General features: G+C 52.4%; 14 protein-coding genes and 1 pseudogene. 7 read left to right on the top strand and 8 right to left on the bottom strand.

Annotated features, from left to right (window positions below):
- The first annotated feature begins 212 nt into the window (after positions 1-212).
- From ACYZTU_RS15300 to dsdC, 3 genes are read left to right on the top strand one after another with little or no spacing between them, the layout of a single operon-like run.
- On the top strand, positions 213-1556 hold the full coding sequence (locus ACYZTU_RS15300) for a GntT/GntP/DsdX family permease (RefSeq protein WP_461963948.1): 1344 nt from the start codon (positions 213-215) through the stop codon (positions 1554-1556).
- A 46-nt stretch (positions 1557-1602) separates the two neighbouring features.
- Positions 1603-2955: a D-serine ammonia-lyase gene (locus ACYZTU_RS15295; RefSeq protein ID WP_461963947.1), complete on the top strand. Its 1353-nt coding sequence runs from the start codon at positions 1603-1605 to the stop codon at positions 2953-2955.
- A 50-nt stretch (positions 2956-3005) separates the two neighbouring features.
- The gene (gene dsdC, locus ACYZTU_RS15290; RefSeq protein ID WP_461963945.1) at positions 3006-3941 is read left to right on the top strand and encodes a DNA-binding transcriptional regulator DsdC; all 936 of its coding nucleotides are present in this window, start codon (positions 3006-3008) and stop codon (positions 3939-3941) included.
- A gap of 261 nt (positions 3942-4202) precedes the next feature.
- Here the strand turns inward: dsdC and ACYZTU_RS15285 are convergent, their stop codons facing one another.
- The 5 genes from ACYZTU_RS15285 to ACYZTU_RS15265 form a co-directional block, all read right to left on the bottom strand.
- On the bottom strand, positions 4203-5237 hold the full coding sequence (locus ACYZTU_RS15285; RefSeq protein ID WP_461963943.1) for a 2Fe-2S iron-sulfur cluster-binding protein: 1035 nt from the start codon (positions 5235-5237) through the stop codon (positions 4203-4205).
- Positions 5238-5243: 6 nt separating this feature from the next.
- Positions 5244-6020: a TSUP family transporter gene (locus ACYZTU_RS15280; RefSeq protein WP_461963941.1), complete on the bottom strand. Its 777-nt coding sequence runs from the start codon at positions 6018-6020 to the stop codon at positions 5244-5246.
- Between the two features lie 2 nt (positions 6021-6022).
- Complete coding sequence (locus ACYZTU_RS15275; RefSeq protein ID WP_461963940.1) at positions 6023-6934, bottom strand: diiron oxygenase; 912 nt, start codon at positions 6932-6934, stop codon at positions 6023-6025.
- A 271-nt stretch (positions 6935-7205) separates the two neighbouring features.
- A complete protein-coding gene (locus ACYZTU_RS15270; protein WP_461963939.1) occupies positions 7206-8093 on the bottom strand; it encodes a dihydrodipicolinate synthase family protein in 888 nt (295 codons plus the stop codon).
- 31 nt (positions 8094-8124) lie between these two features.
- Positions 8125-8907 carry an aldolase gene (locus ACYZTU_RS15265; RefSeq protein WP_461963938.1) on the bottom strand — a complete coding sequence of 261 codons (783 nt, stop codon included), beginning with the start codon at positions 8905-8907 and terminating at the stop codon, positions 8125-8127.
- A gap of 152 nt (positions 8908-9059) precedes the next feature.
- Between ACYZTU_RS15265 and ACYZTU_RS15260 the strand changes: the two genes are divergently transcribed.
- Both ACYZTU_RS15260 and ACYZTU_RS15255 read left to right on the top strand, forming a co-directional pair.
- Positions 9060-9602, top strand: coding sequence for a helix-turn-helix domain-containing protein (locus ACYZTU_RS15260; protein WP_461963937.1), 543 nt, complete (start codon positions 9060-9062; stop codon positions 9600-9602).
- Positions 9603-9722: 120 nt separating this feature from the next.
- Positions 9723-10073, top strand: a complete 351-nt coding sequence (locus tag ACYZTU_RS15255; protein WP_461963936.1) for an antitoxin Xre/MbcA/ParS toxin-binding domain-containing protein — start codon at positions 9723-9725, stop codon at positions 10071-10073.
- A 156-nt stretch (positions 10074-10229) separates the two neighbouring features.
- On the opposite strand, the gene ACYZTU_RS15250 is transcribed toward ACYZTU_RS15255, so the two are convergent.
- Positions 10230-10457 (bottom strand): AbrB/MazE/SpoVT family DNA-binding domain-containing protein, encoded by a 228-nt coding sequence (locus tag ACYZTU_RS15250; RefSeq protein WP_461963934.1) that lies wholly within the window; start codon positions 10455-10457, stop codon positions 10230-10232.
- A gap of 233 nt (positions 10458-10690) precedes the next feature.
- Positions 10691-10822: pseudogene (locus ACYZTU_RS15245) on the bottom strand (transposase domain-containing protein); the annotation flags it as partial.
- On the opposite strand from ACYZTU_RS15245, the gene ACYZTU_RS15240 reads away from it, so the two are divergent.
- Entirely contained in the window at positions 10797-10979 is a 183-nt protein-coding gene (locus tag ACYZTU_RS15240; protein WP_461963933.1) for a hypothetical protein, read from the top strand. The pseudogene ACYZTU_RS15245 and the gene ACYZTU_RS15240 overlap by 26 nt on opposite strands.
- Before the next feature lie 95 nt (positions 10980-11074).
- Positions 11075-11407 carry a hypothetical protein gene (locus ACYZTU_RS15235; protein ID WP_461971204.1) on the top strand — a complete coding sequence of 111 codons (333 nt, stop codon included), beginning with the start codon at positions 11075-11077 and terminating at the stop codon, positions 11405-11407.
- On the opposite strand, the gene ACYZTU_RS15230 is transcribed toward ACYZTU_RS15235, so the two are convergent.
- Complete coding sequence (locus tag ACYZTU_RS15230; protein WP_461963931.1) at positions 11296-11646, bottom strand: transposase; 351 nt, start codon at positions 11644-11646, stop codon at positions 11296-11298. The genes ACYZTU_RS15235 and ACYZTU_RS15230 overlap by 112 nt on opposite strands.
- Between the last annotated feature and the right edge of the window lie 192 nt (positions 11647-11838).

The following is an 11838-nucleotide window of genomic DNA, read 5'->3' as shown; positions in this document are numbered from 1 at the left end:
ATGCTCGGACGCATACCTTGTGACTGCGAACCAACTGGGCACACTGGGTAAACGTTTCGATTAGAAAGCTCAAGCCGGGCGAGAAGTGACGGAGCGTCATCTACAGCCTGAAGAATCATCGTTTGTACCAGCTATAGCTCTGAAATCTAATCCATCGCAAACAACTAACAATAACTCGCAAGGATGTGAACTGCGATGGAGCAGATCCAAACATGACCCCTACGTTTTCTTTAATGATCCTTGGAGCGTCAATCCTACTGATCGTAGTCCTGATCGGTAAATTCCGTGTTCATCCGTTCCTATCCCTTATCGCAGCAAGCCTGCTAGTGGGTATTGGAACGGGCATGACCCCAACAGCAATCGTCTCGGCTTTTGAAAAAGGCATGGGTAGCACGCTCGGGTTCCTCGCCGGCATCATCGGTTTAGGTAGCATTCTCGGAAAGCTGCTCGAGGAGTCTGGAGGCGCAAAGCGCATCGCGACCACACTCTTGCGGGTGCTGGGAGAGAAGAATGCCTCTTGGGCAATGATGCTGGTCGGCTTCATTGCAGGTATTCCAGTTTTCTTCGAGGTCGGATTTGTCCTCCTGATCCCACTGATCTATGTCGTCGCCCGTCAGACCAAGATCAACGTGTTGTACCTGGGAGTGCCGCTGGCGACCTCACTGATGGTTGTCCACTGCATTCTCCCCCCGCACCCAGCCGCCACCGCCATTACTGGCATGCTGAATGCCGACATCGGCAAGGTGATTCTGTACGGTCTTATCGTCGGCTTGCCAACTGCGGTGATTGCCGGGCCTATCTGGGTACAGATGACCTGCACTCGACAGGCCCCTGAGAACCAGGCTCAGTTTCTGGCTGACCGTGGCGAAGCGGTCATAGACGACACTATGGCACCAAGCTTCGGTATAGCGATGGTGACGGTGCTGTTGCCGTTGGCGCTGATGGTGGGCAAGACGCTTGCTGCGCCTTTACTAACGAAAGGCTCAATGGCGCTTGAATGGGTTTCCTTCATCGGCAACCCTCTGATTGCGCTAGCGCTGTCGATCTGCTTCGCCTACTGGTCGCTTGGCCTGCGTCGTGGACTTGGCATGGGCGACTTGCTCAATCTGACCAACCGTTGCTTCCCACCACTGGCTGGCATTCTTCTGGTCATCGGCGCAGGCGGCGCATTCAATGACATGTTGGTCGGGAGCGGAATCGGGAGGGCGCTGGCAGACGTGCTGGGGCAGTCTCAAATCAATCCGATCATTTTGGCATGGTTGATCGCAGGCTTGATGCACTTCGCTGTTGGCTCCGCAACGGTCGCCATGATCAGCACCGCAGGCATGGTTCTGCCCGTCTTAGCCCAGCACCCAGAATACAGCCCTGAGATCCTTGTCATCGCTATCGGTGCAGGTGCTATCGGCTGGACGCATGTCACTGACTCTGCGTTCTGGGTCGTAAAAGAATACTTGGGTATTTCTTTGTCTGAGGCCATCAAGAAGTTTACTGGCGCCACCGTGCTCGCCTCCTCTGCGGCACTGGTATTTACGCTGATACTATCCAAATTTGTGTGATAACACCTTCGCCTCTTCGCCTACAGTTTATCGAAAGGTAATTCTTATGATTAAAGGTAAAACACTAGACGCTTGGTATGAAAGCCATCCCATCATCAAGGAGCTGGTTTCACTTCAGGAAGTCACCTGGTTCAATCCAGCTATTGCACCGGTGTCCATCGCGCTGGGGGATGCAGGTCTGAACCATAACGACGTCAAAGATGCCAGTGAACGCCTCCGCCGCTTCGCGCCCTACATCGCCAAGGTGTTTCCGGAAACGGCTGCGGCGGGCGGGATCATCGAGTCCGGTATTCAGCCACTGAAAAAACTCCAGCACAGGCTTCTGAGTGAGGCCGGCCTTCCTGGCGTCGGTTCGCTGTGGCTCAAAAAAGATAACGATTTGCCTATCTCTGGCTCGATCAAAGCGCGAGGAGGTATCCATGAAGTGCTCAAACACGCTGAAGACCTCGCCCTGCAAGCAGGGTTGATCAAGCTGGACGATAACTACGAGGCATTGGCCAGCGACTCCGCACTTGAGTTCTTCAGCCGCTACAAGATTGCGGTCGGCTCCACGGGCAACCTTGGACTATCCATCGGCATCATGAGCGCCAAGCTGGGCTTCCAGGCAACTGTCCACATGTCGTCGGATGCCCGCCAATGGAAGAAGGACAAGCTAAGGGCCAGTGGCGTGACGGTGGTCGAGCACGAGTCCGACTACAGCGTTGCAGTCGAAAACGGGCGTATGCAAGCCGAAAAAGATCCTGCCTGCTACTTCATAGACGATGAGAACTCGCCACATCTGTTCCTGGGATATGCGGTTGCAGCCGAGCGACTGGCTCGACAGTTCGAATTGGCGGGTGTGCGAGTGGACGCTGATCATCCACTCTTCGTTTATCTGCCCTGCGGTGTTGGCGGAGGCCCTGGAGGCGTTGCGTTTGGATTGAAGCTCACCTTTGGCGACGCGGTGCACTGTGTCTTCGCAGAACCAACCCATTCGCCCTGCATGCTGCTCGGTGTATACAGCGGCCTGCATGACGAGATTAGTGTCCAGGAGTTCGGTATCGACAACGTCACAGCAGCTGACGGATTGGCTGTCGGCCGCCCCTCTGGCTTCGTAGGTAGGGCCATGCAGCGACTTATCGATGGTTACTATACCGTTACGGATGATGAGCTTTATCGCCTGATGTTTCTGGCCCATGAGCTTGAAAATGTAAAACTGGAACCGTCGGCCTTGGCAGGTGCGCCAGGCGTAGTACGAGTACTCAGCGACGAGAAGTATCTGGAGCGTATTGGAGCCTCTGTGGCGAAGTTAGCCAACGCAACGCACTTAATCTGGGGGACAGGCGGAAGCATGGTGCCCACCGCAGAGTTTGCTACTTACCTTGAAAAGGGACGTGCTCTGCAACATTCTCCTCAGTAACGACAACGTATCGTTCGTAGACGGCGGTTGACTAGAAGGGGAATACACCGATGCCAGCACTGGGTCTAACGAAAGCTCCAAAGCTGAACGGAGCCCATCTGTCCAACCTGCATACTTTTCTCGTCGCCGCCCGCCACCTCAGCTTCGCCCGCGCAGCGGAGGAGCTGTGCCTGACCGCCAGCGCGGTAAGCCACCGGATAGCTCGCCTGGAGGAGGAGTTATCGCTCAAGCTTTTCCACCGTTTGCCTAGAAAGGTCGAGCTGACCGATGATGGTGAGCGGATTTTTAAGGTCATGCAGCACACCATGGATACGCTGTCCGAGGCTGTGCAGGAGCGTTCGCACGCTCAAATTGAGGGGCAATTGTGCTTCTATGCCAGGCCTTCTGTCGCTCAGTGTTGGCTAGTTCCGAGGCTTTCGGATTTCACTGCACGCTATCCCGGGATTCAACTGGATGTTCGGGTTGGCAATGAACCGATTGACTATCGAACCCGCCGTATTGACTTGGTGCTTTGCTATTCGAATGGTGAGCATCCTGGCCTTGAAAGCCTCCGGCTGATGCCAGAGCGGATCGCCCCGGTGTGCAGCCCCGAATACGCCGAGGCACATGATCTGATGGGACATCCGGAGCGCCTGTCGCAATGCACTGCGCTGCATGATGTCGCGGCGTGGGACAACATTTCGTTCGATGCGGAATGGCGTCTATGGCTCGACACGGCGGGCGAGCCCACCGAGCTTCCCAGTCGTTTCATGACGTTTGACCGTTCGGACTTGAGCACCCTGGCAGCGATCAATCATGCAGGTGTGGCGATTGGCCGGGAGCAACTGGTTCGCAAGCGAATTCAGGATGGCGAACTCGTACTTCCGTTCGGTGGATTTAGAGACGCGATTAACTATGGTTACTACCTGGTTCACCCTACTCACGAAACGATGCCCAAAAGGCTTCAGGCGCTGATCGATTGGCTCATCGAACAAGCAGATAATTGAAACGTCGAGACAGCGTGGAGTTAAACTTCTGAGCCCCGCTCTTTAAACGCTTGTCGCTCCAGTACTCGACCATCTCATCAGTTCGATCAGGGACTCGTGAGGTCTTACTGAGGTATCTGTCCGTCCGGCCAACCATCTACCCAACTCCGCAAGGCCAATACATGGTGTGCACTTAAATTTAGGTGGACACCATCGCCTTAAGCGATGGCATCAGGAAGGTGTGTTGCCCGGACGGTTACTGTACTCCCCAACCTGTGGTGGCTATATTTCTATGCAAATACTCTCGCTCGTCGGGTAAGAGCAACATGAAAGGATATATCCATTCTCCCGCTCTCTAGGGGTCAGTGCAAAATCGCCATCGCTTCGTACAGACCCACTTCTCAGTCTCACCCTGCAACTGCCACAAATACCAGATTTACACTGGCTTTTGATCTTCAGATTACATCGATCAAACTCGCCAAGTAGAGCGGCGTTCCTAGAAACCTGATGCTGCTGATCGGTTCCGTAGACAGTGACGTTACATGACGCCTCATCTCCGTCTGCGGAATTCCTCGCTTGGTCAGAGACCTGGGTGAAATTCTCTATCAGTAGTTTTGTTTCCGGAAACAAGTGATTCAGGACATCACGATTTTCCGACACAAAACCTTTGCTTCCGCAAATCACGGCAATGTCCGGAACACTCATTTCCTTGTAATCGGCTCGCAGCGGCCTACCTGAGGTAAAAAGCTTGGAGTCACTTACAAACTTTTCCTGCGTCAAAAAAATTCTTACGTCGAGCCATGCGCTCGAAAGTGCCATCGCCAAAAGCTCATCCAGGTAAGGAAGTTCTACAAGTGAGGGCACTGACACAAACAGTTGAACGCTCGGAGTCCATATTTTTTCCTTGGCCCGCATGTCCAGTTGGCGTATGAGCGCCATGGGTAAAGTAATACCAATGCCCCCTGCAAACATGGCGACCCTTTGCACATCCGCCAAGCTGTCTACAGTGATAGCGCCTCCAACTCCCGCAGAGAGCAGCAATGAATCTACGACCACGTTTGAATGAAGCTGACTCGATATGCCTGACCTGCCGGTGTCCTTGACCGATATCTCGACCAAATCTGCCTCGGGCCTACCGACTATCGAATAATTACGCTGCTGAATAACTCCTTCGTGATCAGGTAGTTCTAAAATCAAATATTTACCCATGTCACATTGCTCGGCCATTTCTTTCGCGAGCACGCGCAAAGCGAATGTTCTGACCGAAGCAGTATCTTGAGTGACGTTCTCACAGCGTAGAAAACTTCTATTATGCATAAATCATCAACTATAAATGGATTTTATCGCCATGCCAATGCAGGCCACAACAACTAATGGTTTTACGAGTTTGGTGCCGTTCTTCTGGACTAGATGTGAGCCCAAGTAAACACCTGCAACTTCGCCTACTGACATGGCGAAACCGGCGACCCAGACCATTTTTCCGAGCAAAATAAAGATCAGTAACGATATAGCGTTACTGAATAAATTCAAAACTCTAGAATAGGCGACCGCGTGAGTCATGGCCATCCCACCCAGCGACACCAAAGCCATCAAGTAAAACGTGCCGGCTCCCGGGCCAAAGAAACCGTCATATAGTCCGATACAAGGGATGACTGACGCTCCCAACATAGATATAGGCATAACCGCTTTTCCGCCTACATCACTGACTTTGGGGGAAAACGCAAAATAGAACGCCATGGCTACCAACATTATTGGGAGCGCGGTCTCCATGAAACTGTTGCCAACAAAATAGACCATTAACGTGCCCAGTGTCCCGCCTAAAAGGGAACCAATGGTCATTTTTTTCAGCACTGCCCATTCAATTATTTTCTTGTTTAAATAATAGTGGGTTGAGGCAAGCCCACCCAATGTACCCTGAAGTTTATTGGCTGCTATGGCTTCAGCAGGTGTAAACCCGGCGAGCAGCAGCACGGGAACGGATATCAGACCGCCTCCACCGCAAATCGAATCGATAAAACCGGCAACAGTAGCGCCTGCTATAAGAAAAAGAACAACATAGAGAGAAACCCCGAACATCTCTTGGAAATGCAAAGCATCCATTATCAGTTCAACCCTATACGATCAATCAACGATTCAACAGAGCCCGTGTAGATGTGTATTCCATCCAGAGACTGGGTATCACGTAGCAATTCCTTGTGATTCTGCAGACCAACCATCGAGAATGCTTTCTCCCATGCGCCAAGCTCATTGTCGGCAAACATGCTTACCGTTTTAGTAATAATGGCTCGGAGGTAGTCTCGTTCGTTGCGACCCAACCCTTGGACGATGTCGGTCGCGACCAAGCTGAACACGCTTGAGTGACTCCATTCATCCATAGCGTGAGCGCTTGTGACCTCATGACAGATGGGCTGGATAGAGGTATCTTCCGACATGGTTTTCAGATAATCCGTTATTAATGTTTCGCTGGCGCAGGCAATTCCGAATCGAGTTAGCCGCCGCTCCCATGCTGCCGTACAAGATGACAAAATATCCCGCTGCCATTTCACCAAGTTGAAATCTGTGAAATCAAAGTAGTCGATGCCGCGCATTTTATAGATGTAGTTACAGGCGGACAATGACATCTTCGTATGCAGGGCTTCATCCAACAATGCTTCGGCCATGGCCTCCTGAATAATCTCTCTGTTGCTTGAGTCGGAGGGGGGTGATTTGATCAGGTCTTCGCATACGGGCGTAACTATATCGCATTCAATATAGATGGTTTTCATGTTGTAAATGATCCAAGCATATGACAGGCATTTGGATCGAATGTGAGCGGGTGCTTCGAGCCACACTTCATGGTCTTTGAAGGGCAGCAGCGATTCGCTGTAGTCATCTTTGTTAGGGTCGAACGCCAGTGCAGAATACATCAAGGGGGCCTTATTGATAGCTGCCCTGTTAGCCCACAGATCTGATAGTTTCTTGAGCATCGCGCCCACATGATTGTTTTCGCCAAAGCTCTGATTAAGCGACGTCACTATTACTTCCTATCTTCGGTCTGTATAAAAATATTAGCCCACGCAAAACAATGGCGCTCCATAAGTATGCAGCCCATTGATCTTTTGGGTGGGGGCGAAAGCCCATATTGCTCGCAGGCGCTGCAAGCACGGGCCAACGGTTTAAATTGGATTTAAGCAGTCATTCATGTCAGGGTGATAGAGTTCATCCCGCCAAATGTTGTTGCTAATGAGGGCGATGAAACTATGTGTCGATGTTCGGGCGATGACTCACCCAGCGTACAAATTTGTCTTATAGCAATTTAGCCAGTAAGCCGCGTAGCTCAAGACAGGCATCCTCACTTAACGCAGACACCGGCAGCCGTGGATCTCCGGCCTCTAGCCCGGTCATGCGGAGACCCGCCTTGATGGTCGCGGGCAATCCGCCTTTGAGTATGAAGTCCAGCAATGGCAGCTGCTGGTAAAATAGCTCGCGGGCGCTACCTAACTCATTGTCGAGAATTGCTCTATAAAGTGCTCCATTCAAGTCAGCTATTAGGTTGGGTGCCGCAGTGCACCAGCCTACAGCGCCAGCTGCGAACGCTTCCAAAGCCAGCGGATTGCACCCATTATAGAATGGCACCCGGCGTTCTCCGAGAAGGTGCAGTTTGTGCATCCTCTGAATATCGCCAGTGCTCTCCTTGACCATTGTGACGTTTTCCACGGTATCGAAAATCCGTAAAATAAGTTCCACCGACATGTCGGTGCCACTTACAGCCGGGTTGTTATAAAGCATGATTGGTAGACTTATGGAGTCACCGATAGTTTGATAATGCTGCAGGATTTCCTGCTCGCTCAGCTTCCAATATGATGATGGGAGCACCATGACGGCATCAGCGCCATGAGCTTCGGCAAAGCGCGCCCGTCGTACAGCGTTAGCACTGGTCAAGTCCGACACGCTGACTATAGTAGGCACGCGCTTGGCAACATGAGAAATACTGAACTCAGCGACTTGATCCCATTCCGTATCACTCAGGTAAGCACCCTCACCGGTGCTGCCCAATGGGGCAATTGCGTGGACGCCGCCGCTGATCAGGCGATCAATTGAGCGGCCAAGCGCATCGAGCTCAATGCCCTCTCCATTAGAAGTAAAGGGGGTAATGGTGTAACCGATGATTCCATGTATGGAAGGGGTAGACATCATGTCTCTCCAGTAAAGCAAATGGATTGGTTCAGCTCAGGCAGCCGGCATGCCGACGCAGTATTTGCCGCGCATAGTAGTTAAATGCTGCGCTGTGGCGCTTGGGCCTGGAAATCCAATCGTGAGCCTCTTGTCCTAATTCCGGTTGGATGGGCTTGATTTCGCCTGCCGCGCTGGCCAGCAATTGCAACTTGGCGGCGCGCTCGATCAGCAGTGCGGTAACACAAGCTTCCTCGATTGTTCTCCCTGTAGACAGCTGGCCGTGATGGGCAAGCAAAACCGCCCGCTTCTCGCCGAGCGCGCGGGTGATGAGCTCTCCCTCCTCATTCCCAACCGGTATACCGGGCCAGTGTTCTAAAAAGGCGCAATCGTCGTAAAGCGGACATATATCCATGTGCGAAACGACCAAAGGCAGTTCGAGCATTGAGAGTGCCGCAATATGGGTCGGATGGGTATGGATCATGCACATTACATCTGTGCGGGCGCGATATACCCAACTGTGGAAACGGTTAGCGGGGTTAGGCATACCGCAGCCTTCAAGTACGTCAAGATCTTCATTAACCAGAAGCAAATTGCTTGCTGTTACTTCGTCGAAGCCCAGACCTAACTGTTGGGTGTAGTACGTACCAGGCTCTGGGCCACGGGTCGTAATCTGCCCCGAGAGGCCAGAATCGTGGCCGTTTTCATAGAGAATTCGGCACGTCAATGCCAGCTTCTCCCGCTCAGTCCATGTATTGTCAGCGAGGTTGCTTTGCATCTCTGCAAGGGCCTGCTTGACAAGCTGATCCTTTGGTAATGCTAATGTCTTGGCCATGTCCATCCTTAGAAGCCACCCTGAAGTACGCCGTCAACGGTGCCACCAGCAGTGTCGCTGGTGATCGGGTAGAATACGTATGACACAAACGACGATATATGACAAATTGTGTCATTGTCAACTGGAAAACTTTTCTTTTACGGAAATGGTAGATGTCTATCCGACTGAAAATATTAAGAAAACGGCTGGGGATGACCCTTGAGGCACTTTCCGAAAAGACTGGCATGACCAAGAGCTACCTGTCCAAAGTGGAAAGAGGGTTGAACACGCCGTCGATTGCAGCAGCCTTAAAGCTCGCGACGGCGTTTAACGTGAGTGTCGAAGAGCTTTTTACTGAAGGATCCACCTCACAAGCCAGCTATAGCCTGGTCAGAAGCAACGAGCGCCAATCGCTATCGTCTAACGGCCACAGGGCTGACTATGCTGTATTAGCCCACAGAGTCGCAGACCTTACCCTGTTGCCATTCATCATTCGCCCCCCTACGACCTTCGGCGATTCGACATTCAAAGAGCACCTTGGTGAAGAGTTCTTATTTGTCCACGAGGGCGAAGTCGAGGTGGATTTCATGAATGAACGGGTGATTCTCAATTGCGGGGATGCGCTGCATTTCAACGCACAAAAACCGCATCGGATACGTTCAGTTGGGGAGAAGCAGGCGCAATTGCTGGTCGTGATCCAAAATGATGAGGAGTGATGCTAACGGGTACCGGTATCCGTTTCGGGTCAGGCTACAGAATTTCCGTACGAGTACCTCGACCTCTCTCAACACTTCAGGATTTCTTCTTGGATCATTGCAGCATCCTGGGACAGGTTGGTGCAGACGGGGTACCCGTGGAATCCGCATCAGCGGCAACAAACGAGCCTTTTGCAGGTGCAGCGAGGGGTTATCTCCAAAGCTATTTGCATGTCACCCACAACAGTGGCCCGTAGGGCGAAAGCAGGGCGGTTTAACACCGTAGAAAGCGACCGCCTTGTCGCATTGGTAGCCGTCTTTGAGAATGCCCTTTACCTGGTCGAAAACGATGTCGCCGCTGCAGCGAGATGGATGAACTCATCAAATCGAGGGCTCGGATGGAATCGTCCACTGGATATGATAAGGACGAGGGTGGAAACGAAGGCCGTCTTCGATCTTATCGGCCGACTGGATAAGGGCGTTCTCGTGTGAGACTCGATAGACGACTTGTTGGGCTGCGGAGCTAAAGCTACTTTGGCTATCGCTCCTTCGGGCTTAAGCCCGGCTCAACCCCAAGTCTCCACATGCCCTGGGCGAGTCACTACACGGCCTGCCACGATTGATTCAAGGAAGCGCATTTCGGCTGCCTCATTTCTCCTCGGCGTTGCCAAGCTGTCCGCTATTCCAGGCTTCAGTGAGCTCGTCTATCCGATCTGTGATTTGAGGCTTTTTTGATAGGACTAGGCAGCGCGTGTTGCCGACAAATTCTTCAATCAAATACACAGCGTCGCCGACATCCAGTTCCAATTCCTGCAATGCTTCATCGGGAATTCGGATCGCACCGTCACCATCCCATTCTTCGATCATGATTCTCATAGGTGGCTTTCTCACGTGTGGTCTCCATGGCTTCTGGGTCGGCAATGGTAACGTGCTATTGCGTAAAGACTCAGAGCGCAGCGAGCAACGTTCGAGTTGTACACGCTCCGAGGTACTTAACAGGTCGATAGGATCAGTTACGCAGCCACGGAAACCGGCACCCATGTAGCGATCTTGGTACAAGCTGAAAAGTCCTGATCACTGTATGGGGCCGGGCATCCCATCTTGCGCAACTAAACCGGTTGCCACTTATGCGGTAGCAGCTCCGCGATATGACTCGCCCGCTGCGTCGGCAGACGTGTGAGAACGCCCTTCAAATACTCGTATGGATCATGCCCATTGATTCGCGCCGACTGGATCAAAGTCGCCGTATTGGAGGAACTTTACAATTGGGTAGAGCAGCGCGGATCGGCCGACATCGCCGATAACGTGCGCTGCGCGCTTGCCATACTGGATGAAAACTTGGAGTTCATCAGAGACGGAATCACAGAGCTTTCAACCTCTGGCCGGCCACGTACCTGAGCAGGCTGGAGCAGGTCAAATCAACGTCGCAGCGTGATACGGTAGAAAACCTCATTGGAGCAGCCATCGCGGTGATAGGGACAGGAAGGGAACGTATGCAACTCGAAGTTAGCGGCAACTGGATTTTCGGGAACGGGATAAAGTTTGAGGTTGAATATCCTGCCCTTGAAGCCGTATTGCTCAACGGGCGGGTGCTTGTGACGTTTGATTGGATGGCTTTTGAGAGGAATGCTCCTGCGCAAAATCTTTTTTGCTACGACTTGTCAGGCAATCTACTTTGGCGAGCGCCAGGTATTGGAATGGGGGCCGTGGATGCCTATACCGGTGTAACGAACGAGGAGCCACTTTGGGTAGGAAATTTTTCTGGATGCAATTGTCGGATAGATGAAACATCTGGCCAGGTTTTAGAGACTTGCTTCACGAAATGAACACTACCCGCGTCCTGCCGCTTTTGCGTAACTCTCAATGGGACGAAAGCCGGCAACGCCGCTGGCGGCTGGTCTTGGTAAAGCGGTAGCCACTTGCGGATAACGTTGGCGTTGATGCCGGGGCTGATGGCAACGCTGGATAGGGTTGCGCCCGGTTGCAGGCATTCCTGAACAACCTGGGCCTTGAAGGGTTTGGGGAGAGCTTGGTTGGCGCATGGAAATCCTGACGTTAAGGGCAATCGCGTCCGCTTAAAAATACGCGGACTACATCGCCCTTAATGCTGGAGTTCGGAAGGTGTGTTGGCTGGACGCTTACGACTATCCAGCGTCGCCGCCAGCTGTGCGCGTTCGAACTTGTCTCGCAGACGTTAATCTCATATTGAGCGCCGTGCAGCTAAGAGAGGAAAGCATGATCAGGATATGCAGGCCCT

Source organism: Pseudomonas sp. HLT2-19-2 (assembly GCF_054898005.1).
The sequence above is the reverse complement of the archived record's forward strand: the minus strand, read 5'-3'. Positions and strand labels throughout refer to the sequence as shown.

Coding starts and splice junctions, on each gene's coding strand:
- ACYZTU_RS15300 (WP_461963948.1), top strand. CDS start 213: ATGACCCCTACGTTTTCTTTAATGATCCTTGGAGCGTCAATCCTACTG.
- ACYZTU_RS15295 (WP_461963947.1), top strand. CDS start 1,603: ATGATTAAAGGTAAAACACTAGACGCTTGGTATGAAAGCCATCCCATC.
- dsdC (WP_461963945.1), top strand. CDS start 3,006: ATGCCAGCACTGGGTCTAACGAAAGCTCCAAAGCTGAACGGAGCCCAT.
- ACYZTU_RS15285 (WP_461963943.1), bottom strand. CDS start 5,237: ATGCATAATAGAAGTTTTCTACGCTGTGAGAACGTCACTCAAGATACT.
- ACYZTU_RS15280 (WP_461963941.1), bottom strand. CDS start 6,020: ATGGATGCTTTGCATTTCCAAGAGATGTTCGGGGTTTCTCTCTATGTT.
- ACYZTU_RS15270 (WP_461963939.1), bottom strand. CDS start 8,093: ATGTCTACCCCTTCCATACATGGAATCATCGGTTACACCATTACCCCC.
- ACYZTU_RS15265 (WP_461963938.1), bottom strand. CDS start 8,907: ATGGCCAAGACATTAGCATTACCAAAGGATCAGCTTGTCAAGCAGGCC.
- ACYZTU_RS15260 (WP_461963937.1), top strand. CDS start 9,060: ATGTCTATCCGACTGAAAATATTAAGAAAACGGCTGGGGATGACCCTT.
- ACYZTU_RS15250 (WP_461963934.1), bottom strand. CDS start 10,457: ATGAGAATCATGATCGAAGAATGGGATGGTGACGGTGCGATCCGAATT.
- ACYZTU_RS15235 (WP_461971204.1), top strand. CDS start 11,075: ATGCAACTCGAAGTTAGCGGCAACTGGATTTTCGGGAACGGGATAAAG.